Origin of the sequence: Aerolutibacter ruishenii, assembly GCF_007830115.1 — a bacterium.
GTDB lineage: Bacteria > Pseudomonadota > Gammaproteobacteria > Xanthomonadales > Xanthomonadaceae > Aerolutibacter > Aerolutibacter ruishenii.
In genome coordinates, this window is record NZ_VLKP01000009.1 from 1 (window position 1) to 21,966 (window position 21,966).

Below are 21,966 nucleotides of genomic sequence, written 5' to 3' on the forward strand. Positions count from 1 at the left end.
CCCCTTGGCAAAGTACGCGGCGGCTTTTTTTAGGATGTCGCGCTCCTCGGTCACACGCCGCAGCTCGGCCTTGAGCCGGCGGATCTCGGCCGAGTCGCTCGGCGCTGCTGAAGCGCCCGATGCCGGCGCCATTTTCCTCGCCACCTGCACCCAGCCATACAGGGTGTGCTTGGGGATCCCGATCCGGGCGGCGACGTCCACCACCGTGAAGCCGCGCTCGATCACCTGCTTCACCGCCTCGGCCCGGAACTCATCCGTGTACTGCTTGCTGTTGCCCATAAACACCTCGGTCATTGCCATGAATTATGGCGTCCGGATGTCTACGAAAGGCTGGTCGGTCCACAGCTCGCTGGCCTCGGTGGTGGACTTGGCGTCCAGCCCGGCAAAGACCGGCACGTAATCCGGCTTTTGTGTCCAGAAGAACAGCCACAGGCCCAGCGCGATCGCGGCTGCGGTCACGGCCAGCACCCCCAGTTGGCGGACGATGGGGATGTCCTGCAGGCGGCCCAGGTTCTTCAGGCGGTCCTGGGCGGTGTTGGCGGGCACGACGCTCATCGGGCGGGTCTCGGGGCGGGTCTCGGGGCGGGGCGGTCAGTGGGACGGTGGTTGGACAGGACTCAGACCGGCATGTTCATGACGTCCTGGTACGCTTGGACCAGCCGGTTGCGGACTTCGACCGTGGCGCGGAAGGCCACCTGCGACTGCTGCATCGCCACCATCACCCGGGCCAGGTCGGCGCGCGGATCGCCCAGTTCGAAGGCCTGGGCCAGCGCCCCGGCGTCGTTCTGCGCCTTGCTGACGCCGTCCATCGCCCGGTTGAGGGTCTGGGTGAAGCCCGCGCCTTCCCCGGGCTTGGCGCCCGCCGGCCCCGGCGCGATGGCGCCCGACGGCGGCGCATCGGCCAGCACGCTGCGGCTGCGCATCTCGTGGGCGCGGATCTGCGAAAGGATTGAGGAAATCGCGTCGCTCATGGTCGGGCGGTGGTTCTCCTTGCTTGACGGTGATCAAGCAAGGCCCGTGCCAGAGGGGGTGTCAGGATTCCGGCGTTGCGCCGTCGTCGTCGCGTTCGATGCCGTACTTGCGCAGTTTTTCCACCAGGGTGGTGCGGCGCAGGCCCAGCAGGGTGGCGGCGTGGGCCACCACGCCCCCGGACTGCTGCAGCGCCGCCCGGATCAGGTCCAGCTCGATCGCGGCCATATGCTCGCGCAGGGCGATGCCTTCCGGTGGCAGGGTCGCGGTCGGTGAAATCGTGGCCGGGGCAGTGGTGCCCACGGATGGATCCGCCACCGCGACAGCCGCTGGCGGCGCCAGCGTGGCGAAGGGTGCCTCGGCCCCCGGCAGTGCCCGGGCCGGCCCACTGACGTCCGTCGGCGAGCCGAACAGGGCGTCAAAACTGGAGCGCCCCGGCGGGTTGGGGGGGCGGCCATGCAGCAGGGCGAACTCGGCGGCGCGCTCGTCGGCCGAATCCGGCAGCAGGTCCGGGGGCTCGGAGCGCCGCGGTGCCGCCATGGCGACTTCAGCCCCGGTGGCGGCCACGGGGGTTCCCGCTGCAGCAGGCATGGTCAGCGTGGGTGCGGCTGCGACGGCGGGTGCGGATGCGACGCCCCCGGCCGCACCGGGAGCCGGCGGCGCGTGACGGTAACGCGTCGGCAGGTCGTCCACGTCGGCCACCCCCTCGGGGTGGAGCACGGCCAGGCGTTCCAGCAGGTTGCTCAGCTCGCGCACGTTGCCGGGCCAGGGGTAGGCCTGCAGCACCTGGATCGCCGCCGGCGTCAGCCGGATCCGGCCACGACCGCCCTCGTCCAGCTGCTGCGTGATCTCGCTGATGAGTTCCGGCAGGTCATCGGTACGCTCGCGCAGCGCCGGCATTTCGATGGGGAACACGTTGAGCCGGTAGAACAGGTCTTCGCGAAAGCGCCCGTCGGCGATGGCGGCCTCCAGGTTGCGGTGCGTGGCCGCGATGACCCGCACGTCGCAATGCATGGTCTGGGTGCCGCCGACCCGCTCGAAGCTGCGCTCCTGCAGCACGCGCAGCAGCTTGACCTGCATCGGCATGCTCATGTCGCCGATTTCATCCAGCAGCAGGGTGCCGCCTTCGGCCATCTCGAAGCGGCCCTTGCGCTGGGTCAGCGCGCCGGTGAACGCGCCCTTTTCGTGGCCGAACAGTTCGCTTTCCAGCAGGTCGGCCGGGATCGCACCGCAGTTGATCGCCACGAACGGCTTGGTGCGCCGGCGCGAACGGTCGTGGATGGCGCGGGCCGCCACCTCCTTGCCGGTGCCGGATTCGCCCAGGACCAGCACGGTGGTGTTGTGCGGGGCCACCTGGTCGATCATCCGCGACAAGCGGGAGGCCGCGGCGCTGTGGCCGGTGGGGCCGCCGCGCGGCAGTTCCGCCTGCTCGTCCTGGCTGATGCGGCGCAGGCTGGCACGCCGCAGCGCCTCCTGCAGCTGGGCATGGCGCACCGGATATTCCAGCGGCCATACGGTTTCCGGGTGCAGGCGGCCGCGCACCAGCGCATTGGACTGGCCCGGCAGCACCAGCACCGGTGGCGGCTGTGGCTGGCTGGCCAGCCAGTCGACGAAGGCGGGGGCGTCGGGGTCGTGGCTGAGGTCGCCCATCACCACTGCCAACCATTGGTTGGCGCGCGCCCGCGACAGGTCGATGTCGGCCGCGTCGGTGCACAGCCGGGGCACGAAATCCATGAACTCCAGCAGCGCCGCGAATTTCTCCGCGCGCTCGAAGTCCTGGTCCAGCACCAGTATCCGCGACTCGCTCATTCCGCCGGTGCGTCCCCTGCCACCGCGTCGGCAAGGCGTCGGTCACGCAGTTGTTCCAGCAACGGAATCGCGTCGTGCAGGTAGGTCAGCTTGCTGATGAAGGCATCGGCGCCCGCGCGTGCGGCATGCTCGCGGTGCTCCGGATCGTCGAAATGGCTGGCGATGACCACGTAGGGCGCGCCATCCTCGGCCTTGATCAGCCGCGTGGCCTGCAGGCCGCCCATCTCGGGCATGGCCAGGTCCATCAGCACGACATCGGGGCGCAAGGCATCGCAGCGCACGATCGCCTCGATGCCGTTGGCCGCGGTACCCACCACCCTGAGCCAGTCCAGGTGGCGCAGCTGGCGCAGCGTCGCATTGATGAAGGCTTCGTGGTCGTCCACCAGCAACAATGTCAATGGAGGCATCAGCGGCTCGCTTCGGCAGGGGCGCCGCCGGAGGGCGCGCGCATCCGCGACCGGGCAGGACCGATCGCCAGCTGGTCACGATACTTGGCCACGGTCCTCCGCGCGACCCGTACCCCGTTGCGGGCCAGCAGCACGGCGATGGTTTCGTCGGCCAGCGGGGCGTCCGGCGGCTCGCTCTCGATCAGCCGCTTGACCATCGCCCGGACGGCATTGCCCGACACTTCCGCGCCTTCCAGGCGCACGGCGAAGAACTGTTTCAGCTCCAGCACGCCGCGCGGGGTCTGGATGTACTTGCCGCTGGTGACGCGGGAAACGGTGGACTCGTGCATCCCGATCTCCTCGGCCACCTCGTTGAGGGTCAGGGGGGCCAGGGCTTCCGCTCCGCGCTCCAGGAACCCGCGCTGGCGCCTCACCAGCACGTGGCCGGTGCGCAGCAGGGTGTCGTTGCGCATGCCGATGCCGCGCAGCAGCCAGCGGGCTTCGTCCAGCAGGCCGCGCAGCGCCGAGGTGTCGCCCGGGGCGCTCGCAAGTGCCCGCTCGCAATGGGCGGCGATGCGCACCCGCGGCAGCGCGCGGTCGTTCAGGGCGACGCGCCATTCGCTGCCGACGAAGGTGGCCACCAGGTCGGGAATGATGTGCTCGGCGGCGGGCGTCGCGGCATCGTCGACCGGCGTCGGGCGCAAGGCCCGGATCTCGGCGATGGCGGCCGCGACCCGCGCCGGGTCTTCGCCCAGGCGCGCGGCCAGTGCAGTCACGTTCCCGCTGGCCAGCGCGTCAAGCGCCTCGGCGACGATCCGTCGCGCCAGCAGCACGGGCGGGGTGTCGGGGCGCCGCGCCAACTGCGCCAGCAGGCATTCGGCGGCGGTTTCCGCGCACATGCCGGGCCATTCGCCGTGCAGCAGCCGTTGCCGGATCACTTCCAGCTCGCCCGCGTCCACGCCCAGCGCCTGGGCGCCTTCGGCCAACAGCGCCTGGCGTGGCTCTTCCAGCAGGCCCAGGTCGCTGCAGCGGTCCAGCCACCAGGCTGCCAGCCGCAGGTCGGCGGGCGCCCAGTGCAATGCCAACCGTTCCAGCAGGCGCATCCGCGGATCGGTCGATTCGCCCGCCGCGATGCGTGCCGTGGCGTCCAGCTCACCGTCGGGCGTGCCGCTGCCGGACCCCGACAGGAACGCCGGCTCCGGCAACTCGTCCCAGGCGCCGGCATCGAGCGCGCTGTCCGCAGCAGTGGCGTCGTGGGCGTCGGTATCGGTCTCGCCGACGTCCTCGCCCTCGTCGCGCTCCAGCATCGGGTTCTGCTCCAGCGCCTGCAGCAACTCCAGTTCCAACTGCTGGGCAGTCAGTTGCAACAGCCGGATCGACTGCAGCAGTTGTGGGGTCAGGTTGAGGGTCTGACCCAGTTGCGGGCGGAGCGTGGTTTTCACGACGAACAGGCACGGACCTTGCTAGTCAATGGTGCCAGTGTGGCGAAAAGTGGCCACGGCGCAACCCCGCCGCGGACCAAAGTCGCCGGTCGTGCAGTGAATCAGGGCTTGCGTCGCAGTTCGGCGATGGCGCGACGGTGCACGCGGAACACATGGCGCTCCAGCGCAGTCTGCAGCGACTCGGGCAGCGGGGCGAACCGCAGCCACAGCCGCCATGCGCCGGCGTAGGGTTCAGCGGCGACCACGGTAACGGGCAGGCGCATCGGTTGGGGCAGCCAGTCCGCGGGCTGCAGGCACAGCAGGCCCGGCGTGCCGGGCGTGGCTTCGTGTTGGCCATCCAGGCACGCGCCGGTCGCCGACCACCACAGCAGGCGCAGCGGGTCCTGCCGTTCGCGTACCGCGTTGAGCCCGGCAATCAGTGCCATCAGCAGGTCAAGCTTGGCCTCGACCCGCTGCAGCGCGTGGGCTTTCTCGCTGGGTTCGTCGTTGTCGTCGCCGCGGTGGTCTTCAACCACCGCCAAGGCGCGCAGCAGGCCTTCGGCAGCACCCAGGGCCGCCCGCATGACGGCCGGGTCGGGCGCGCCGGGGATGAACGCCGCAGGCCGCAGCTCCTCGCACACCAAGGCGTCGTCAAACAGCCTGGCGTGGGGGCTGTCGGGGATCATCCCAGAGCGCCGCGCAGGTAGGCGTTCATGCCGCGGCGCTGCTGGGCCATCTCGCGCAGCCGCTGGCCGGTCTGGTCGCGGGCGACCTGCAGCTCGGCCAGCAATTCCAGTTGCTCCACCAGCAGCGACTGCCACTGCGACAGGTCTTCGGCGGTCAGCGTGGCGCTTTCGAGCGTGCGCTGTACCGCGGCGTCGTGCGTGGCAAGCAGGTTGGACGATGCCTCCCAATCCCCCTCGGACATCGCGCGGCGCACGGCTTCAACGGGCAGCTTGGGGATCATGGCATGGCATCCGGCGTGATCGCGTTCCATGCGCTTTCGATGTCGGCCAGCAGGCCGTCGATCTCCGCAAGCGGCGCGGCATCATTGTTGACGTTGGCATCCACCAGGCGGCGTTGCGCGTAGTCATACAGCGCCGCGAGCCCGTCGGCGATGTCGCCACCGGCCTCCAGGTTCAGCGAGCCGTCCAGCCCGCCAATGATGGTGGACGCTTCGTTGATGGCCTTGGCCTTGCGCGGCAGGTCGCCGCGTTCCAGACACGCGATGGCCAGTTGCGCACGCTCGCGCGCGCCGGCCAGCATCAGCGAAACAAGCTGGTGGGGACTGGCGTCGAGCACGGCGCTGCTGACGGCAGTCTGTCGGTACTGGTTGGCGTAGCCGCGTGGTGACATGGCAAGGCTCATGGAAGAAGTCAGGAGGATTTCTGGAACTGGCTGATCTGCTGCGCGAGGTAGCTGGACGTGCTCTGCATCTGGCTCATCATCGTGTCGAGCGCGGTGAACTGGCGGCGGTACATCGCCGCGATGCCCTCGATGCGCTGGTCGAAATCCGCCCGCTGCTTGGTCAGGTCTTTCAGCCGCTTGTCCAGCGATTCGCTGCGCGACTGCAGCATCCCGTCCACGCCCACGTACGACGCCAGCGAATCACGCAGCCGCCCGCCCAGGCCGGACTCGTTGCCGGCCAGGCGCTTCACGGCCTCCGGATCGGCCAGCAGGGCTGCGTCGAACTTGCTGCCGTCCAGCGACAGCGAGCCGTCCACGCCGGTCTTCAGGCCTAGTGCACTCAGCTCGCCGTAATAGGTACTGACGGCACCGCGCAGCGACTGCATGATGGCGCGCGGTGCCGCGTCGCCGCTCAGCGGGCCGGCGGCCTTGCCCTCGCCGCCGGATGCACTCTGCGTGCGCAGCGCGCTCAGTGCGGCGTTGTAGGCGCTCACGAAGCCCAGTACGGCGGCCTTGAGCGTGCTGGGGTCGGACGTGACCTCCAGGCTGAAGGTTTCGCCCGGCTTCGCCTTGGTCAGGTCCAGGGTGACCCCGTCGATGAGGTCGGTGATGTTGTTGCCCGAAACGGTGCGGGTGATGCCGTCCACGATCACCTGCGCGTCCTGCGCCGGCGTCACCTCGGTCATGCCCGGTCCGCCGGTGGCGAGCGCCGAGAGCTTGCCGTCGCCGCCGCTGGCGGTGACGGTCAGCGCCCCCGCACTACCCACCTTGGCCGAGCCCAACACCAGCACCTGGCCGGCATTGCCATTCACCAGCGTGGCGGTGATGCCCTTGCCGGCAGCCTGCGTGTTGATCGCATCGCGGATGTCGGCCAGCGTGCCCTTGCCCTCGCCGATGGCCACGTCGAAGGCCTCGCCGCTGCCCACCTTCAAGGTCAGCGTGCCGTGGCCCACCTGCGCATCCTTGGCATGCGCCGTGGACTGCAGCTTGTGCGCCGTGGCCAACCGCTCCACGCTGATGGCGTACTTGCCCAGCGCCGCGCTGGGCGAGGCGCTGGCGGTAAAGCCTGCATCGGCGCCCACCGTGGTCTTGCGGCCGGGCAGGGCGCCGTTGCCTTCGAATTTCTTCAGCGTGCTTTCAAGGCCCGACAAGGCCGACTTGATGGCACCGAAGGCCGACACCTGCGCCTTGGTCGACGACTCGATCCGGCCAAGCCGTGCATCGCCGGGCGCACGTTCCGCGGCCACGAGCTGCGAGACCAGACCGTTGACGTCCAGACCTGAGCCGATGCCTGCGCTGGAAATGGCCATGCTGTCTCCTCGGCGGCGTCCGCGACGGCGGCGCCATGGGGTATGGGGAAATTAACGGCGCGGTTGGCCCATGCTTGAGCGTACCGTGTCGCGTGGTGGCGCCTGGCCTCTGACCGGGGCGGGTAGGTCGGGCGCCGGATACGACGACGCCCCGGCGCCGGGCGTCGGGGCGAAGCGGTCCTCGCTGGGCGAGGCATTGACGGACGCGATGCTCGACATGGCGACTCATCTTTGCAAACCGTGCGGGGAGGCCGGCGAACCGGCCTCCCCGACGGGTACCACCGGGAAATCAGCGCAGCAGGCTCAGGACGCCCTGCGGTGCCTGGTTGGCCTGGGCCAGCATCGCGGTGCCGGCCTGGGTCAGGATCTGCGTGCGGGTCAGCTCCGCGGTTTCCTTCGCGAAGTCGGTGTCGCGGATGCGGCTGCGCGACGCGGTCAGGTTCTCGGAGGTGGTGTTGAGGTTGGCGATGACCGACTGGAAGCGGTTCTGGATGGCACCCAAGTCGGCGCGGCTCGAAGTGATCCGCTCCAAGGCCGCGTCCATGGACGTGATCGCGGTGTTGGCGCCGCCGACCGTGCTGATGTCAATGGCGCTGAGGGCCGTGCCGGTCGCCGCCAGGGCCTTCGCGGCGGGAGCGAAAGCACCGGTGAACGAAACGTTGCCGGAAGCGCCCGCCGGAGCGCGGTAGGTGACGTCGATCGTCGCGCCCGTCGTGCCGGCCGCCATGCCGAAGTCGGCGATCGTCGTGCCGACGGCAGTGCCGAGGGCAAAGCCGGAGACGGTCACGTTGCGGCCGTCGGCGGCGACCATGCTGATGCCGGAGCCGGTGTCGGTGGCCACCACGCCGGTGGTGGACGAGACCGCGTTGATGGCGGCCAGGGCGTTGGAGCGGTTGGTGCTGGCGTTCGTCGTCGCGTTCAGGGAAATTTGCTGGCCGTTCAGGCTGAAGCTGGCGGTGCCACCTGTGGTGGTGGTTACGGCTTGCGCTGCGGCCGCCACTGACGTGGCGTCGGCGCTGGCCGACAGGCCGGCGATGCCCGACGCATTCAGTGCATTGGCGATGGCCTTCGCATCATTTGCAATCGTGCCCAGCGAGGTCGTGGTGGTGCCGATGGTGATCGACTGCGCCGCGGGCGTGTCGCTCGCGGTACCGATGCTCTGGTTGGTGAAGGTCGCGCCGGTGAACTGGCCGAGGGCGCTTGCACGGGCGTTGGCGACGCTGGACACGGTAATCGTCTGGCCGGCGTTCGCGCCTACCTGGAACTGCTGGGCGGAGAACGTGCCGTCGAGCAGCTTTGCGCCGTTGAACTCGGTCTGGGTCGCAACGCGGTCGATTTCCGCAACCAGCTGGGAGACTTCGGACTGGAGCGCCTGGCGGTCGGACGCCGAGTTGGTGGCGTTGGCCGACTGCACGGCCAGTTCGCGGATACGCTGCAGGTTGTTGCCGACTTCCGCCAACGCGCCTTCGGCGGTCTGCGCCAACGAGATGCCGTCGTTGGCGTTGCGGGACGCCTGGTTCAGGCCGCGGATCTGGGTGGTGAAGCGCTCGGAAATGGCCAGGCCGGCGGCGTCGTCCTTGGCGCTGTTGATGCGCAGGCCCGACGACAGGCGCTGGATGGTGGTACCGAGGCTGGCGTTGTTGGTCGCGAGGTTGCGCTGCGAGTTCAGCGACATCACGTTGGTGTTGATCATGGACATTGCATTGGTCTCCTGGGTAGCGATGCCGGCGTAGGTCAGGGCGTTGCCGGTGGGTTCCGCAGGGGCTTGCCGTTCCGTCCGGCCCTGTCCGCTGCTGAGCTAGCTAACGGCGTTGTCAAGAGGATCTTTAGCGAAATTCCGGAATTTTTTTGACCTGCTGCTCAAAGCTTGCTGAACAACGACATGCCCTGCGCCTGCAGGATGGTCTTCTGCGCGGCTTCCAGCGCCACCAGCTGCAGGTTGAGCCGGCTGATGGCCTCGGCGTAGTCGGTGTCGCGCAGTGTCGACAGCGATTCGGCCAGCGACACTTCCTGCAGGCTGCGGTCGTCGTTGGCGGTGTCGATGTTGGCCAACCGCCCGCCCACATCTGAGCGCAAGGCCAGCATGTGGTCCTGCGCGGTGGCGATGTCGGCGATGGCGCTGCCGAAGGCATTGGCGCGTTGTGCGGCGTCGGCGGGCGTGGTGCCGGGCGAGGACAACGCATCGGCCAGCGCCTGCAACGTGGCGAACACGTCCTGGTTGGGCGCGGGCTGCAACGTGAAGCTGTCGCCGGCGACCGGACTGCCGGTCACGCGGAATTCCACCCCCAGTCCCGCCGAAGCCGGCGGCACCGCGGCACCGCTGCTCCAGCTGCCGCCGACGGTAGGGCTCAGCGGGTTGCCCGCGCCGTCCACGATTTCGTAGGCGTCCGGCGCGGTGAAGCGCAGCGTGAGTGCCGCGCCGCTCCAGTTCGCCGCATTGGTGACCTGGGCGGTCTGCAGCATGCCGCTGCCGGTGTTGGTACCGCCGGCCGTGCCGCGCACCTGCCCATCGCCGGTGCGCACGCGCATGAACACCGCGCTGCCCGGGTCGCCATCGGTGATGGCCACATCCGGCGCCACGTCCACGCGGTTGCGCCCGTCGTCGCCGTGGTAGGCGACGCTGCCGGCGTTGTCCACGAACGGCGTCACGCCATCGCGCGTACCGGCGAACAGGCGGCGCCCGTTGCCGTCATCGCGATTGGCAATGTCCAGCAGGTTCTGCCGCAACTGCACCACTTCCGCGGCAATCGCCTTGCGGTCGGCGGGAGACAGTGCGCCGGTGTTGGCCTGGATGGACAGCTCCCGTGCGCGGGTGAGGTTGTCGTTGGCGTCCTGCAGCGCGTTCTCCTGCAGGCGCAGCCGGTGGTCGACGCGGTCGGCGTTGCGGCCGAACTGCTCCAGCGCGGCCTGCACGTGGTCCAGCCGCTGCGCGGTGGCCATGCCGATGGGGTCGTCCTTGGCCTGGGGGAGCTTGCTGCCGCTGGTGAGCTGCTGCTGGGTGCGGGCAACGTCGGCCTGCCGCGCAAGCAGGCTGCCGAGTCCCTGCATGTGCAGGCTTTCGGTGGACAGGCGCAGGGTCATGTGGGCTCCTTCGCGACGTCAGCGGCGCACGGCGCCGAGCAGGGACTGGAACATGGTGTCGGCGGTGGCGATCACCTGCGCGGCGGCCTGGTAGGCCTGCTGGAAGCGCAGCATGTTGGCGGCCTCCTCGTCGAGGTTCACGCCGGACACGGATTCGCGCTCGGCCACCACCTGGTCGTGGATGGCCTGCTGGGCTTTCAAGTTGAGCTCTGCGTGGCGGGCGCCGCTGCCCACGCGCGCGGTGAGCTGCGTCATCGCCGCGGTGACGTCCATGCGGCCGCCGTCCAGCACGTCCTGGCCGTCCACACCCGCCAACAGGCGCGCATTGGCGTTGTCGGACGAACGCGGTCCGGTGCGGCCCAGCGTGATCTCGTCACCCGCGGCCGGGGCGCCGTCCAGTACCAGCGACCAGCCGCTGCCCGTGATGGTGTCGCCGGGCGCATAGGCCACCGGCGGACCGCCATCGAGGCTGTAGGTGTTGGCATCGATGAAGCTGATGTTGGCGCCAGCGAACGAGGCGAACGCCGTGGCGTCGGTGATGCGCGCGGAGCCGCCGGTCACGTTGCCCAGGTTGCCGCTGTCCAGGCCCACGGTCATGGGGGCGGCCGCCGCGATGCGGCTGGGGTCGGACAAGGCCACCTGGATACCCGCCGCGGCCTGCGCCGTCGGGCGCAACAGGAACCGGTCCCCGGCCGCCGCCGTGTTGGACACCACCAGCTCCACGCCCTCCACCCGCAGCGGGTCGGCAGCGGTACCGGTACCGGTGACACTGACGGCCTGTCCGGTTTCGGCACGGATGGCGCTCCAGTTGCTGCCGTCGAAGCGCATTACCAGGTCATGCCCGGTCAGCGCGCCCACGTCGGCCACGCGCGTGGTGAAACTTGCATTGCCGGTATTGGTGGCGTGTTCGTTGATATGCGGCGGCGGCAGGGTGAAGAAATCGCTGCCCGCTGCGCCGGTGTAGTCCACGCCGCCGCGCTGCACTGCATTGAAGGTTTCGGCGAAAGCGGTGGCCAGGCGCCCGAGTTCGGCGCGGGCCGGATCCAGCGTGCTGGCGCGGAACTCGAGCAGTCCGCCGATTTCGCCCGACACCGCGCCCTGCGGCAGGGCGATCGTGCCGCCCGGCGTCTGCAGGGCCAGTTGCATACGGTCGGCCTGGTAGGGGTCGGCCGTGGTGGACAGCGGCATCGCCTTGGTGCCCAGCACCATGGGCTGCCCGCCGGCGGTGAACACGTTCAGTGCCCCGTCGTCCTGCAGCACGGCATTGCCCCCCACCAGCGCGGACAACTGGCCCACGCGCAGTTCGCGCTGGTCCAGCAGGTCGGGAGTGACGTTCGTACCGGCGGAGAGGATGTCCCGGTTCAGCAGGGCCACTTCGCCGGCCAACTGGTTGGCGGCGGCGACCTGGCCTTGCAGGCGCGCCTCGGTATCCGCGCCGACCTGGGCCAGATGGCTGTCGAGCGAGCGCCAGCGCGCGGCCAGTTGTTCCCCGGTGGTCAGCAGCTGGCTGCGCGCGGCCGACGAGGTCGGGTCGGCGACCACGCCCTTGGCCGCACTGAAGAATGCCGACCAGCTGGTGGACAAGCCGGTCGTGGGGTTCGAAACCAGCTTGTCCACGCGCGACGACAGGTCGGCCAGCTGGGTCAGGCGTCCCAGTTCACCGCTGCTGTCCACCTGCCGGGCGAACACCAGGCCGTCGGCCAGCCGTTGCAGGCGCGCCACGTCCACGCCGTTGCCGATGGCGCTGGAACCATGGCCAGGGCGCGCTTCCAGCTCCACCCGTTGCCGGCTGTAGCCGGGCGTGGCGGCATTGGCCACGTTGTGGCTGACGGTCGACAGCGCACGCTGGAAGGCCAGGAGCGCGGAACTGCCGGTGGAGAGCACATCGGCCATGGTCTTCAGCCCCGGGTGGTGGCCGGCAGCGCGTCAATGGCGCGGCGCAGCGTGGTGCCATTGGCAATGGCGGAAATCTTGGCGGCGTAGCTCGGGTCGGTGGCATAGCCCGCCGACTGCAGCGCCGAAGCGAAGCGGTGCACGTCGTCGCCGGTGCCGCGCGCCGCGGCATAGCGCGGCGACTGCAGCAGGCGTGCATAGTCGGCAAAACTTTCCGCCGCCGAACCATAGGCGCGGAAGTCGGCGCGTTCGCTTACCCGCGCGCCACCGACGAACTCATGGGTGGCCGCGCTGACGCGGGCACCACCCCAGGATTGGCCAGCCTTGATGCCGAACAGGTTGTGCGAGGCCACGTCGCCGCCCGTGCCCACCAGGCGACGTCCCCAGCCGGTTTCCAGTGCCGCCTGCGCGACCAGCGCCTTGGCCGGCACGCCCAGTTCGTCGGCGGCCTTGCGTGCGTGCGGCCAGACCGAGCGCACGAAGGCCTCGGGACTGCTGCAGTCCAGGGGCGCCGCGGGGTCACAGGCGGCCGCGGCATCGGGCGCCGCCAACGACGGCGGCAACGCGGTCGTCGGCAGCGCTGCCATCGACACGCCGCTGTGGCTGGGGGCCAACGCCAGGCCGCCATCCGTGGAAAGCGGCATCGGCGCCGCCGCCGGTACCGACAGCGGCAGCCCGGCAGGCGTGCCGGTGGTCCCGGGCAGCGGCAGCGGTGCATCCGGTGCGGTCACCGCCGGTGTGGTGCCCATGCTCCGCTCCAGCTGCTGCATGATCATCGGCGCCAGCCCCAGGCCACGGCCCTTCGCCAGTTCCTTCGCCAGCTGCTGGTCGTACATCTCGCGGTAGGTGGTGTTGTCGCCGCCCAGCGGATCGCCGAAGCTGGCGCTGCGCATGGACTTGATCAGCATGTGCGCGAACTGCGTTTCCAGCTCGCGCGCGGCCTTCTCGATGCGCTCGCGCGATGCGCCCCCACTGGGCGTCAACGGCAGTCCGGCAGCGGAAGGCAGCGCGATCACGGCTCAGATCACCTCGAGTTCGGCGCGCAGTGCCCCGGCCCGCTTCAGCGCCTCGAGGATGGCGACGATATCGCCCGGCGCCGCACCGACTGCGTTGACCGCGCGCACGATCGCCTCCAGCGAGGTGCCGCCTTCGAACATGAACATGCGGCCGCCGTCCTGGCGCACGTCCACGCTTGACTTGGGCACCACGGCGGTGCGCCCGTTGCCGAACGGCTCGGGCTGGCTGACCTGCATGTCCTCCACGATGGACACCGTCAGCGAGCCGTGCGCCACCGCTGCGGGCAGCACGCTTACCTGGCCGCCCATCACCACCGTGCCGGTGCGCGAGTTGACGATGACCTTGGCCGCAGCCGCGCCCGGGGCCACGTCCATGGATTCGAGTTGCGCGAGGAAGGCGATACGGTCGCCGGCCGGCGGTGTCACCTCGATGGTGACGCCGTCCAGCGCACGCGCGTGCCCGGCACCGAACACACCATCGATCGCCGACACGATGCGTGCGGCGGTGGTGAAATCGGCGCGGTGCAGGTTCAGTGTCACCGGCCCCGATTGCGCGCCGCCCGGCACGGCGCGCTCCACGATGGCTCCGTTGGGAATGTTGCCGCCGTTGGGGGCATTGACCGAGATCCGAGAGCCGTCCTTGCCCGACGCGCCAAAGCCGCCCACCACCAGGTTGCCCTGCGCGATCGCATAGACCTGGCCATCGGCGCCGCGCAACGGCGCCATCAGCAGGCTGCCGCCGCGCAGCGAACCGGCGTTGCCGATCGACGAGACGGTCACGTCGATGCTCTGGCCCGGCTTGGCGAATGCCGGCAGTTCGGCATGGATCGCCACCGCCGCCACGTTCTTCAACTGCGGGTTGACGCCCGGCGGAATGCTGACGCCCAGCTGGTCCAGCATCGACTTCAGGCTCTGCACGGTGAACGGCGTCTGGCTGGTGCGGTCGCCGCTGCCATCCAGGCCCACCACCAGTCCGTAGCCCACCAGCGGGTTGCCGCGGACTCCGGCCACCTGGGCGAGGTCCTTGATGCGCTCGGCGTGCGCCGCGGGCACCGCCAGGGCGGTGAGGGCGGCGATCAGCAGGGGGACCAGGATGCGCATGGATCGCCTCAGTAGGGGAATGCGGCGGAATTGAAGAAGCGTCCCAGCCAGCCCATCGCATTGGAGCGGGCCAGCGTGCCGCGCCCGCCATAGACGATGCGCGCATCGCCCACCCGGTCGGACGTGATGCGGTTGTCAGGACCGATATCGGCGATGCGGACGATGCCTTGAACCTGCACCACCTCGTCGCCCTGGTTCAGGCGCACGCGCTTCTCGCCGCCCACCAGCAGGTTGCCGTTGCCCAGCGCCTGCAGCACGCGCACGGTGACGTTGCCGTCCAGCTCGTTGCTCTGGGTCGAGTTGCCGTTGCCGTCAAAGCCGCGACTGCCTTCGATCTCCGCCTGCAGCACCGGCTTGCCGTTGAGCGTCACGCCCTGGCCGAAGATCGTGGGCGCGGCCATGCCGACGCTGCTGTCCTTGGCCACGCTGGTCTTGGCCGCCGTGCGCGCGCTGGTGCTTTCCACCAGCACGATGGTCAGCAGGTCGCCCACCTCGCGCGCCTTGTTGTCCTGGAACAGGCGCAGGCCGCCGCCGCCGGCGTAGATCGAGCCGGACGAAGCGGCAGCGGGGACCGAAGCCGGCGCCGATGCGCCCGCCGCAGCCGGTGCCACCGGCGGCGCGAACGTGCGCACGTCGCCCATCGTGGCGGCGCAGCCGGCCAGCACGGGCAGGGTGAGCAGGGCGGACAGGGCAAGGCGCTTCATGGCGGTCACAGCTGGTTGTTGAGGTAAGCCAGCATCTGGTCGGTGGTCGAGATCGCCTTGGCGTTGGTCTCGTAGGCGCGCTGGGTCTCGATCATCGACACCAGCTCTTCCACCACGTTGACGTTGGAGCCTTCCAGCGCGCCCTGCACCAGCCGGCCCACGCCGCCGGTGCCGGGCGCGCCGCCCTGCGCCGGGCCGCTGGCGCCGGTTTCCAGGTACAGGTTGCCGCCGATGGCCTGCAGGCCCGCCGGGTTGACGAAGTCGGTCAGGGTCAGCGCGCCCACCTGCACCGACTCGGCCTGCCCGGCCACCTGCACGCTGACCGTGCCGTCGGCCGCGATCGACACGCTCTGCGCGCCCTCGGGAATCTGCAGGCCCGGCTGCACCGGGTAGCCCTCGCCGGTGACCATCTCGCCCTGGGCGTTGATCTGGAAGCTGCCGTCACGGGTGTAGGCGCTGCTGCCGTCGGGCATCAGCACCTCGAAGAAGCCGCGGCCGTTGATGGCCACGTCCAGCGCATTGCCGGTCTGCGCGAGGTTGCCCTGTGCGTGCTGCTTGGCGGTGGTGGCCACGCGCACGCCCGTGCCGACCTGCAGGCCGGTGGGCAGCTGGGTCTGCTCGGAGGAGGCGCCGCCGGGCTGGCGCACGGTCTGGTACAGCAGGTCCTCGAAACTGGCCCGGTCGCGCTTGAAGCCGGTCGTGCCCACGTTGGCAAGGTTGTTGGAGATGACCGCCATGCGCGTCTGCTGCGCATCGAGGCCGGTCTTGGCGATCCACAGGGCCTGGGTCATGGCAAATCCTCGGTCATCATCGGTAGGGGTCAGCGCGTCGACAGCAGGGCGTTGGCGGCGCGGGCGTTCTCATCACCGGTATGCAAGACCCGTACCTGCATCTCGAACTGGCGCGAGAGTTGGATCATTGACACCAGCATCGCGGTGCCGTCGACGTTGCTGCCCTCCACCGCGCCGGCCACCAGCGACGGGCCGTTGGCGGCGGGCGGGGTGGTGCCGGGGGCGGCGCGCATCAGCCCGTCATCGCCGCGCACCAGCGCGTCGGTGCGGGCTTCGACCACGTTCAGCCGGCCCACCGTGGTCAGCGTGGAGGCGGGCTGACCCTGCGGCACGATCGACACCGTGCCGTCGGCGCCGATGTCCAGCGACTGGTGCGGCGGCACCGCCATCGGCGCGCCCCCCGCATCCAGCACCGGCAGTCCGGTGCCCGTGACCAGCATGCCGTTGGGCGTCAGGCGCAGGTCGCCGGCCCGGGTGTAGGCCACGCCGCCGGCGGGGTCCTGCACCGCCAGCCAGCGGTCCTGGCGCAGGGCCACGTCCAGCGGGTTGCCGGTGTTGGTGACCGCGCCGCCGGCATCGCTGACCCCGAAGGTGCGGCTGGAGGCCGCCACCCGCGAAGCGAACCCCGGGCCCGCCACCGGCACCGCCACGGTGCCGTTGAGCGTGGCCTGGAAGCCGACGGTGTTGGCATTGGCCAGGTTGTGCGACACCGATGCCTGCGTGCGCAGCGTGGCGCTGGCGCCGGTCATCGCGACATACAGGCTCTTGTCCATGGCGGCTCAGCCCCGGCCTTAGCGGATGTTGATCACGGTCTGCGTGATCTGGTCCTGGGTGGAGATCATCTGCGCGTTGGCCTGGAAGTTGCGCTGCGCGGTGATCATGTTGACCAGCTGCTCGGTCAGGTTGACGTTGGAGGCTTCCAGCGCGCCGCCCTGCACCAGGCCGAACTCGGAGGTGCCGGCCGGCCCGCGGCGCGGTTGCCCGGAGTCGAAGGTCTCGGCCCAGGTGTTGTCGCCCAGCGACTGCAGGCCCTGCGGGTTGTTGAAGGTAGTCAGCGCCACCTGGCCCAGCGGATTGGCCACGCCGTTGCTGTAGCGCGCCAGCACCACGCCTTCCCTCGACACCTCGATGCCGGTCAGGCGGCCGGTCGCATACCCGTCCTGGCTCAGCGAGAACACGCTGAAATCGTTGCCGTATTGCGTCGACTGGGCCATGTCCAGCGTGATCGTCATCGGCGCGGCACCGTTGGTCGGGGTGAACGCCGGCATCGCGATCTGGCCGTTGGCCGGGACGAGCAACGCGCCCGTGTCCGAGTACTGCACCAGGTCGGGGCCGGCCGCGGCGCCGCCGTCCATCTGGGTGTACACCTGCCACTCATTCGGGTTCGCGGTCTTCACGTAGTAGATCGACTGCGTGTGGCTGGCGCCCAGCGAGTCGTACACGGTCAGCGAGGTGGTGTGGTTGTAGGTGTTGGGGTCGGTCGCATCGAATGGCGTCACCGACGGCACCGCCGCGTCGGCCGGCAGGTTGGTGCTCACCGTGGACAGCGTCGTGGCGTTGGGCGCGGAATCGCCCGTGGCCAGGCGCAGGTCGTCCATGCGGCCGGTGTCGAAGCCCGCACCATTGGGGTTGGGCATGAACACCTGCAGGCGATGGCCGGCCGGGTTGACCACGTAGCCGTCGCGGTCGGCACCGAAGTTGCCGGCGCGCGAGTAGGTCGTGGCGCCGCCGTTGGACAGGGTGAAGAAACCCTCGCCGGTCAGCGCCATGTCCAGCGCACGGCCGGTGACGTCGACGTTGCCCTGGTCGAACTGCTGCGCGACCTGGGCCAGGCGTACGCCGGCGCCGATGGCGTTCTTCGACAGCCCGTAGGCCGAGGCGGGGAACACATCGCCGAATTCCGCGCGCGACTGCTTGAAGCCGGTGGTGTTGGCGTTGGCGATGTTGTTCGAGGTGACGTTGAGGTCAGAACTGGCGGCGTTCATGCCGCTGAGGGCGATACGGAAACTCATGCGGGCTGCTCCTGGGTGGTGGCGTTGTCGCCGTCGTTGCGGGGCGTCCGGATCAGCTGATCCGGCGGACCGAGCCGAGCGCGAAGCCGCCCAGTCCGGAGAGGTTGAGGGTCAGGCCGGTGGGCTCGATGGACACGCTGTCCACCCGCGCGACCATGCGCACCGGCAGCGTCGCGGCGTTGTCGCCGACGCCGCTGCCGGCCTTGATGGTGTAGGCACCGGCGGCCACCGGGCGCCCAGCGTCGTCGCGGCCGTCCCACTGCCACGCCACCGGGCCGGCGGCTGACGCCTGCACCGTGCGCCGCGCCACGCGCTGGCCATTGGCGTCGAGGATGTCGACCTGGACCGCGCCCGCACCTTCGGCGACGACTTCGCCGCGCAGCGTGCCCTCGCCGGAGAACTGGAACGCATTGGCCTCCACCAGGGCCTCGCGGCCGACCAGGGAAGCCGCGCGCAGGGTCTGGTCGGACTCCATGACGCTGGCCACCGCGCCCATCGCCGAGTTCATCTGCTCGATGCCCTGCACCGTGGAAAACTGCGCCAACTGGGCCAGGAACTGCTGGCCATCCAGCGGCTTCAGCGGGTCCTGGTTCTTCATCTGCTCGCTCATCAGGCGAAGGAAGTCCGCTTGGCCGAGTCCGTTGGAGCGCGCCGTCGTGGCCGTGTTGCTGGACAGGCCGAGGGCGGCATACGGGTTGTCGTTGCTGGTGGGTGCGATGGCGCTCATGGCGTCTTGGGCTCCAAGGGGGCGATCGGTCAGCGGCCCATGGCCAGCGTGGCCTGGGCGAGTTCGCGGGCGGTGTTGAAGACCTCGACATTGGCCTGGTAGCTGCGCGAGGCCGAGATCATGTCCACCATCTGTGCCACCGGGTCGACGTTGGGTGCGTACACGTAGCCCTTCTCGTCGGCCAGCGGGTGGCCCGGTTCATAGCGCTGCACCGGCGCGGCCGTGCTCTGCACCACCTCGGTGACGCGCACGCCCGACAACTCCGGCTGGCCGGCCACCTGCTCGGCGGCGAACACCGGCATGCGGGCGCGGAACGCGTCCTCGGGCTTGCCGGCCACCGAGTCGGCATTGGCCAGGTTGCTGGCGATGGTGCTCAGGCGCACCGATTGCGCATTCATCGCCGAGCCGGCGACGTCGAAAATCGGAAGGTTGCTCATGGCTTTGGGTCCCCTGGCCTTACTGGCCGGTGATGGCGGTCAGCATCGAGCGCACCTTCGACTCGACGAACGACAGCGAGGCGCGGTATTCCAGGGCGGCCTGGCCGAAGGCGGCCTTCTCCCGGTCGCCGTCCACGGTATTGCCGTCCAGACTGGGCTGGCTGGAGGCGCGCTCGTATTGGGCCAGGCTCCCCGCCTGGGCGATGCGGTCGCCCGGGCCGGCCTGCATCGCGGCCTGCAGGGCGCGGTTGAAGTCCAGGTCCTGTGCCTTGTACTGGGGGGTGTCGGCATTGGCCAGGTTGGCCGACAGCAGCTGCAGCCGCTGCTCGCGCAGGGCGAGGGCGGTGCCGTGGATACCCAGGAAACTCGAAGTTGGCTCGGCCATGGCTGGCCTCCGTCAGGGATTCGACGAAGGTCAAGCAAGCGGCGTGCCACGGCCGCTGCGGCGGTCGGCCCGGCCGGTCAGGCCATCGACATCAACCGGTGCTGGACCCTCGCCGAAAGCTCCTGTTCGGAGTACTTGGGCACAAAGTCGTCGGCCCCCACCCGCTCGACCATGGCGTGGTTGAACACGCCCGACAGGGAGGTGTGCAGCAGCACGTACAGGTCGCGCAGCACCGGGTGGCGTCGGATTTCCGTCGTCAGGGTGTACCCGTCCATGGCCGGCATCTCGATATCGGAGATGACCATCGCGTAGCGCTCGGCCGGGGATCGGCCCGCGTCGACCATCTGCAGCAGGTGGTCCAGCGCCTGGCGGCCGTCGGACAGCAGGTTGGCGGCCAGTCCCATCTGCTCCAGCACCATCCGGATCTGGTTGCGCGCCACCCGCGAATCGTCCACCACCAGCACCTCGCGCGGACCGTCGGGGGTGGTGGCCGGCAACGGCGCCACTTCCAGCGCATCGCTGGCCCGTGGAATCGCCTCGGCCAGCACGCTCTCCACGTCCACCATCTGGATCAGCTCGCCGTTGTAGCGGGTCACGCCCGTCAGCGAGCGGCAATCCCCGCCGAAATCCGGCGGCGGCAGCACGTCCTCCACCGCGACGTTGACGATGCGCTCCACCCCCGACACCAGGAACCCCTGCACCGAGCGGTTGAACTCGGCCACCACCAGGTACATCGGCTCCGGCGCGTCGGCCGGCGTGCCGTGGCCGATGGCGCGCGCCAGGTCCAGCACCGGCACCGTCCGCCCGCGTATGTCGGCCGCACCGGCGAAGGCCGACGGCAACTGCGGCAGCGTGAACAGGGGCGGCCGGGCGATCACCTCCTGCACCTTGAAGACGTTGACGCCAAAAAGCTGACGCGTTCCCAGCCGGAAGAGCAGCAGTGCCAGCCGGTTGTGGCCGGCGAGGCGGGTTCGTTGGTCGATGCGGTCCAGCAGGTCACGGCTCATGGCCGGATTGACGGCGCCCGCGGCGCAATCTTGAGTCCGGGCCGCGGCACGTCCCTTGCTTTATCCGGGGAACCGGCCCCGTGGCCGACCCCTTGAGGTATGCGTGCGAGGTCTGCTGTTGCTCCTGTGGCTGTGGAGTGCCGCCACCGTGATGGCGGGGGCTTGGGAGCCGCACGCCCGCATCCGCGACGTGGCCGTGGCGGCGGTGGGCGGGCGCGTGCCACCGGAGGACGTCCTGGTCGACCCCGCGCTGCGCGTAGTGCCCTGTGTCCGGCCATTGGCCGCCGCCGTTGCAGGCCCGCGCTCGGTCGAAGTCCGCTGCCCCGACAGCCCCGGCTGGCGGGTCTTCGTTCCCCTGCGGCTGCGGGAGGAGTCCAGTGTGGTCGTGCTCGCGCGTTCCGTCCGGGCCGGTACACCGCTGCGCGCGGAGGACCTGGCCGTGCAGGCCCGCGACGTGGCCGCCGTCGCCGGCACGCCTTTCGCGGAGCCGGCGCCGCTGGTCGGACGCGTCCCGCGCCGCGGCTTGCCCGCCGGCGCCGTGCTCACCGAGCAGGCGTTGGCCAACGAAATTCTGCTGCGGCGCGGCGACCCGGTGGTCCTGGTGTCGCGATTGGGCGGCATTGAAGTGCGGGCGGAGGGCCGTGCCATGGGCAACGCCACCGCAGGGGGTACGGTTTCGGTGGAGAATCTGGCCAGCCGCCGCATCGTCCGGGGCCGCGCCACCGCCAAGGGCGAGGTGGATGTCCTGTACTGAATGCCGGCCGACCGTGCCCAATCGGGGATTAAAGTTCCCAAATGGGCGGCCGTTAGGGTGCTCGAGCCCAGAAAACAGGACGACAGTCACATGACCTCCAGGATCGATGCCACCCCGGTGCCAGCCGCACGGCCGGTAGAGACGGCCCAGGGCAGCACCGTGTCCCGCGCCGGCAACGAGCGTGGCGCCCCCGTCGTGGCTGCCGCCCCGTCCGAAAGCCTGCGCCTTACCGGTGAGGCCGAAGGCCTGATGGCCCTGGAACGCAAACTGGGCAATGCCCCGGCGGGACTGGACCTGGCCAAGGTCGAGTCCGTGCGCGCCGCCATCGCCAACGGCAGCTACCGCGTGGATCCGCAGGCCATCGCCGAGCGCATGCTCGACCTCGACGCGGCACTGGGTGGCTGATGGGTACGGCCGTGCATCCGCTGGACGCACTCGAGCAGGCGCTGCATGCCGAGCGCCAGGCGTTGCTGGACCGGGATGCCGAACGCCTGCTCGATTCGACCCAGGCCAAGTTGCGCGCGTTGCGCTCGATCGAAGCGCTGGCCCTGGATGACGATGCCCCGGCACGCGTCACCGCGCTGAGCGAGCTCAACCAGGCCAACGCGGCGCTGTTGTCCCGGCGCCGTCGCGAGCTCAACTGGGCCCTGCGCCACCTCGGCATGGCCGAGGGCGGTAACGTGTACGATGCAGCGGGAAGGGTGGGCATGCGCCCCCAGCTGCGTAGTCTCGGTACCGGATGAATGAACCACCCCT

25 protein-coding genes and 1 pseudogene are annotated in these 21,966 nt (G+C 70.0%); 3 read left to right on the forward strand and 23 right to left on the reverse strand.

Annotated features, from left to right (window positions below; translation table 11 throughout):
* Nucleotides 1-120: 120 nt before the first annotated feature.
* The 23 genes and pseudogenes from IP93_RS16090 to IP93_RS10890 all read right to left on the reverse strand — a co-directional run.
* Nucleotides 121-300, reverse strand: a pseudogene (locus tag IP93_RS16090) (transposase); the annotation flags it as partial.
* A 3-nt stretch (nt 301-303) separates the two neighbouring features.
* A complete protein-coding gene (locus IP93_RS10780) occupies nt 304-555 on the reverse strand; it encodes a hypothetical protein (protein WP_144815576.1) in 252 nt (83 codons plus the stop codon).
* Nucleotides 556-617: 62 nt separating this feature from the next.
* Nucleotides 618-971 (reverse strand): flagellar hook-basal body complex protein FliE, encoded by a 354-nt coding sequence (gene fliE, locus IP93_RS10785; RefSeq protein ID WP_144815578.1) that lies wholly within the window; start codon nt 969-971, stop codon nt 618-620.
* A gap of 61 nt (nt 972-1,032) precedes the next feature.
* Nucleotides 1,033-2,778 carry a sigma-54 dependent transcriptional regulator gene (locus tag IP93_RS10795; protein ID WP_242006844.1) on the reverse strand — a complete coding sequence of 582 codons (1,746 nt, stop codon included), beginning with the start codon at nt 2,776-2,778 and terminating at the stop codon, nt 1,033-1,035.
* Nucleotides 2,775-3,185 carry a response regulator gene (locus tag IP93_RS10800; protein ID WP_144815580.1) on the reverse strand — a complete coding sequence of 137 codons (411 nt, stop codon included), beginning with the start codon at nt 3,183-3,185 and terminating at the stop codon, nt 2,775-2,777. The genes IP93_RS10795 and IP93_RS10800 overlap by 4 nt, the downstream gene beginning before the upstream one ends.
* Nucleotides 3,185-4,606: an RNA polymerase factor sigma-54 gene (rpoN, locus tag IP93_RS10805; RefSeq protein WP_144815583.1), complete on the reverse strand. Its 1,422-nt coding sequence runs from the start codon at nt 4,604-4,606 to the stop codon at nt 3,185-3,187. The genes IP93_RS10800 and rpoN overlap by 1 nt, the downstream gene beginning before the upstream one ends.
* 101 nt (nt 4,607-4,707) lie before the next feature.
* Nucleotides 4,708-5,271: a PilZ domain-containing protein gene (locus IP93_RS10810; RefSeq protein WP_144815586.1), complete on the reverse strand. Its 564-nt coding sequence runs from the start codon at nt 5,269-5,271 to the stop codon at nt 4,708-4,710.
* The gene (locus tag IP93_RS10815) at nt 5,268-5,552 is read right to left on the reverse strand and encodes a hypothetical protein (RefSeq protein WP_144815588.1); all 285 of its coding nucleotides are present in this window, start codon (nt 5,550-5,552) and stop codon (nt 5,268-5,270) included. Before IP93_RS10815 ends, IP93_RS10810 begins: the two co-directional genes overlap by 4 nt.
* Nucleotides 5,549-5,953, reverse strand: a complete 405-nt coding sequence (gene fliS, locus IP93_RS10820) for a flagellar export chaperone FliS (RefSeq protein ID WP_144815590.1) — start codon at nt 5,951-5,953, stop codon at nt 5,549-5,551. The genes IP93_RS10815 and fliS overlap by 4 nt, the downstream gene beginning before the upstream one ends.
* Before the next feature lie 8 nt (nt 5,954-5,961).
* Nucleotides 5,962-7,302 carry a flagellar filament capping protein FliD gene (gene fliD, locus IP93_RS10825; RefSeq protein ID WP_144815592.1) on the reverse strand — a complete coding sequence of 447 codons (1,341 nt, stop codon included), beginning with the start codon at nt 7,300-7,302 and terminating at the stop codon, nt 5,962-5,964.
* 289 nt (nt 7,303-7,591) lie between these two features.
* Nucleotides 7,592-9,001, reverse strand: a complete 1,410-nt coding sequence (locus IP93_RS10830; protein ID WP_144815594.1) for a flagellin — start codon at nt 8,999-9,001, stop codon at nt 7,592-7,594.
* Between the two features lie 161 nt (nt 9,002-9,162).
* Entirely contained in the window at nt 9,163-10,383 is a 1,221-nt protein-coding gene (gene flgL, locus IP93_RS10835; RefSeq protein WP_144815597.1) for a flagellar hook-associated protein FlgL, read from the reverse strand.
* A gap of 18 nt (nt 10,384-10,401) precedes the next feature.
* Nucleotides 10,402-12,276 carry a flagellar hook-associated protein FlgK gene (gene flgK / locus IP93_RS10840; RefSeq protein ID WP_144815600.1) on the reverse strand — a complete coding sequence of 625 codons (1,875 nt, stop codon included), beginning with the start codon at nt 12,274-12,276 and terminating at the stop codon, nt 10,402-10,404.
* A 5-nt stretch (nt 12,277-12,281) separates the two neighbouring features.
* Entirely contained in the window at nt 12,282-13,292 is a 1,011-nt protein-coding gene (gene flgJ / locus IP93_RS10845; RefSeq protein WP_144815602.1) for a flagellar assembly peptidoglycan hydrolase FlgJ, read from the reverse strand.
* 3 nt (nt 13,293-13,295) lie between these two features.
* Nucleotides 13,296-14,393 (reverse strand): flagellar basal body P-ring protein FlgI, encoded by a 1,098-nt coding sequence (locus IP93_RS10850; RefSeq protein ID WP_144815604.1) that lies wholly within the window; start codon nt 14,391-14,393, stop codon nt 13,296-13,298.
* A gap of 8 nt (nt 14,394-14,401) precedes the next feature.
* Nucleotides 14,402-15,097, reverse strand: coding sequence for a flagellar basal body L-ring protein FlgH (flgH, locus tag IP93_RS10855; RefSeq protein ID WP_144815607.1), 696 nt, complete (start codon nt 15,095-15,097; stop codon nt 14,402-14,404).
* Between the two features lie 5 nt (nt 15,098-15,102).
* Nucleotides 15,103-15,888, reverse strand: coding sequence for a flagellar basal-body rod protein FlgG (flgG, locus tag IP93_RS10860; protein WP_144815609.1), 786 nt, complete (start codon nt 15,886-15,888; stop codon nt 15,103-15,105).
* Between the two features lie 29 nt (nt 15,889-15,917).
* A complete protein-coding gene (locus tag IP93_RS10865) occupies nt 15,918-16,661 on the reverse strand; it encodes a flagellar basal body rod protein FlgF (RefSeq protein WP_144815612.1) in 744 nt (247 codons plus the stop codon).
* An 18-nt stretch (nt 16,662-16,679) separates the two neighbouring features.
* Nucleotides 16,680-17,900 (reverse strand): flagellar hook protein FlgE, encoded by a 1,221-nt coding sequence (flgE, locus tag IP93_RS10870; protein WP_144815614.1) that lies wholly within the window; start codon nt 17,898-17,900, stop codon nt 16,680-16,682.
* 52 nt (nt 17,901-17,952) lie between these two features.
* The gene (locus IP93_RS10875; RefSeq protein ID WP_144815617.1) at nt 17,953-18,627 is read right to left on the reverse strand and encodes a flagellar hook assembly protein FlgD; all 675 of its coding nucleotides are present in this window, start codon (nt 18,625-18,627) and stop codon (nt 17,953-17,955) included.
* Nucleotides 18,628-18,656: 29 nt separating this feature from the next.
* A complete protein-coding gene (gene flgC / locus IP93_RS10880; RefSeq protein ID WP_144815620.1) occupies nt 18,657-19,064 on the reverse strand; it encodes a flagellar basal body rod protein FlgC in 408 nt (135 codons plus the stop codon).
* A 19-nt stretch (nt 19,065-19,083) separates the two neighbouring features.
* Complete coding sequence (flgB, locus tag IP93_RS10885; protein WP_144815623.1) at nt 19,084-19,449, reverse strand: flagellar basal body rod protein FlgB; 366 nt, start codon at nt 19,447-19,449, stop codon at nt 19,084-19,086.
* Nucleotides 19,450-19,526: 77 nt separating this feature from the next.
* Nucleotides 19,527-20,456: a chemotaxis protein gene (locus IP93_RS10890; protein ID WP_144815625.1), complete on the reverse strand. Its 930-nt coding sequence runs from the start codon at nt 20,454-20,456 to the stop codon at nt 19,527-19,529.
* 103 nt (nt 20,457-20,559) lie between these two features.
* On the opposite strand from IP93_RS10890, the gene flgA reads away from it, so the two are divergent.
* The 3 genes from flgA (at nt 20,560) to IP93_RS10905 (ending at nt 21,953) form a co-directional block, all read left to right on the forward strand.
* Nucleotides 20,560-21,210, forward strand: a complete 651-nt coding sequence (flgA, locus tag IP93_RS10895) for a flagellar basal body P-ring formation chaperone FlgA (protein WP_242006845.1) — start codon at nt 20,560-20,562, stop codon at nt 21,208-21,210.
* Between the two features lie 90 nt (nt 21,211-21,300).
* On the forward strand, nt 21,301-21,615 hold the full coding sequence (flgM, locus tag IP93_RS10900) for a flagellar biosynthesis anti-sigma factor FlgM (RefSeq protein ID WP_158636329.1): 315 nt from the start codon (nt 21,301-21,303) through the stop codon (nt 21,613-21,615).
* Entirely contained in the window at nt 21,615-21,953 is a 339-nt protein-coding gene (locus tag IP93_RS10905) for a flagellar protein FlgN (RefSeq protein ID WP_144815631.1), read from the forward strand. Before flgM ends, IP93_RS10905 begins: the two co-directional genes overlap by 1 nt.
* Nucleotides 21,954-21,966 lie beyond the last annotated feature (13 nt).

Bases quoted from the DNA above. Each gene is read 5' to 3' on its own strand.
- IP93_RS10780 (WP_144815576.1), bottom strand. From the start codon at position 555: ATGAGCGTCGTGCCCGCCAACACCGCCCAGGACCGCCTGAAGAACCTG.
- fliE (WP_144815578.1), bottom strand. From the start codon at position 971: ATGAGCGACGCGATTTCCTCAATCCTTTCGCAGATCCGCGCCCACGAG.
- IP93_RS10865 (WP_144815612.1), bottom strand. From the start codon at position 16,661: ATGGACAAGAGCCTGTATGTCGCGATGACCGGCGCCAGCGCCACGCTG.
- flgL (WP_144815597.1), bottom strand. From the start codon at position 10,383: ATGACCCTGCGCCTGTCCACCGAAAGCCTGCACATGCAGGGACTCGGC.
- IP93_RS10815 (WP_144815588.1), bottom strand. From the start codon at position 5,552: ATGATCCCCAAGCTGCCCGTTGAAGCCGTGCGCCGCGCGATGTCCGAG.
- IP93_RS10890 (WP_144815625.1), bottom strand. From the start codon at position 20,456: ATGAGCCGTGACCTGCTGGACCGCATCGACCAACGAACCCGCCTCGCC.
- IP93_RS10800 (WP_144815580.1), bottom strand. From the start codon at position 3,185: ATGCCTCCATTGACATTGTTGCTGGTGGACGACCACGAAGCCTTCATC.
- fliD (WP_144815592.1), bottom strand. From the start codon at position 7,302: ATGGCCATTTCCAGCGCAGGCATCGGCTCAGGTCTGGACGTCAACGGT.
- IP93_RS10875 (WP_144815617.1), bottom strand. From the start codon at position 18,627: ATGAGCGCCATCGCACCCACCAGCAACGACAACCCGTATGCCGCCCTC.
- flgK (WP_144815600.1), bottom strand. From the start codon at position 12,276: ATGGCCGATGTGCTCTCCACCGGCAGTTCCGCGCTCCTGGCCTTCCAG.
- flgG (WP_144815609.1), bottom strand. From the start codon at position 15,888: ATGACCCAGGCCCTGTGGATCGCCAAGACCGGCCTCGATGCGCAGCAG.
- IP93_RS10850 (WP_144815604.1), bottom strand. From the start codon at position 14,393: ATGCGCATCCTGGTCCCCCTGCTGATCGCCGCCCTCACCGCCCTGGCG.
- IP93_RS10795 (WP_242006844.1), bottom strand. From the start codon at position 2,778: ATGAGCGAGTCGCGGATACTGGTGCTGGACCAGGACTTCGAGCGCGCG.
- flgM (WP_158636329.1), top strand. From the start codon at position 21,301: ATGACCTCCAGGATCGATGCCACCCCGGTGCCAGCCGCACGGCCGGTA.
- flgH (WP_144815607.1), bottom strand. From the start codon at position 15,097: ATGAAGCGCCTTGCCCTGTCCGCCCTGCTCACCCTGCCCGTGCTGGCC.
- IP93_RS10905 (WP_144815631.1), top strand. From the start codon at position 21,615: ATGGGTACGGCCGTGCATCCGCTGGACGCACTCGAGCAGGCGCTGCAT.
- flgB (WP_144815623.1), bottom strand. From the start codon at position 19,449: ATGGCCGAGCCAACTTCGAGTTTCCTGGGTATCCACGGCACCGCCCTC.
- fliS (WP_144815590.1), bottom strand. From the start codon at position 5,953: ATGAGCCTTGCCATGTCACCACGCGGCTACGCCAACCAGTACCGACAG.
- IP93_RS10830 (WP_144815594.1), bottom strand. From the start codon at position 9,001: ATGTCCATGATCAACACCAACGTGATGTCGCTGAACTCGCAGCGCAAC.
- IP93_RS10810 (WP_144815586.1), bottom strand. From the start codon at position 5,271: ATGATCCCCGACAGCCCCCACGCCAGGCTGTTTGACGACGCCTTGGTG.
- flgC (WP_144815620.1), bottom strand. From the start codon at position 19,064: ATGAGCAACCTTCCGATTTTCGACGTCGCCGGCTCGGCGATGAATGCG.
- flgE (WP_144815614.1), bottom strand. From the start codon at position 17,900: ATGAGTTTCCGTATCGCCCTCAGCGGCATGAACGCCGCCAGTTCTGAC.